Genomic DNA, 580 nt, shown 5'->3' on the forward strand with positions numbered 1-580 from the left:
CTTCATCTGCACTTAGGGTAGTGATTTCGATAACCTGCCCTTGCTCGAATACTTGTTGATCTTCTGGTGTGATGATGCTGATTGTTGGAGAAACATTGGCTGCTGGAGCTTCCTCGATTGTTATGTATATAGGAGTAGAAACCGTCCCAGCCCCTTCATTGTCTGTGGCAATAGCAGTGATGTAATGATTGCCCAGAGGTGCATTGTCCCAGTTGAAGGTAAAAGGCTCAGCCTCCACACTTGCGATCAATAGATCATCTGCATAGAAATCTACCTTCACCACTTCACCATCTTCATCTGCACTTAAGGTAGTGATCTCGATTACTTGCCCTTGCTCGAATACCTGCTGATCTTCTGGGGTGATGATGCTGATTGTTGGAGAAACATTGGCTGCTGGAGCTTCAGGAGTTTCAGGCATTTCAGGAGCTTCCTCGATTGTTGTGTAAACAGGAGTAGAAACCGTCGCAGCCCCTTCATTGTCTGTGGCAATAGCAGTGATGTAATGATTGCCCAGAGGTGCATTGTCCCAGTTGAAGGTAAAAGGCTCAGCCTCCACACTTGCGATCAATAGATCACCTGC

General features: G+C 46.7%; 1 protein-coding gene. It reads right to left on the bottom strand.

Annotated features, from left to right (window positions below):
• On the bottom strand, nt 1-580 hold a 580-nt coding region (locus tag MM214_RS18975; protein WP_241297748.1), incomplete at both ends, for an Ig-like domain-containing protein.

Source organism: Belliella kenyensis (assembly GCF_022549675.1).
Lineage (GTDB): Bacteria > Bacteroidota > Bacteroidia > Cytophagales > Cyclobacteriaceae > Belliella > Belliella kenyensis.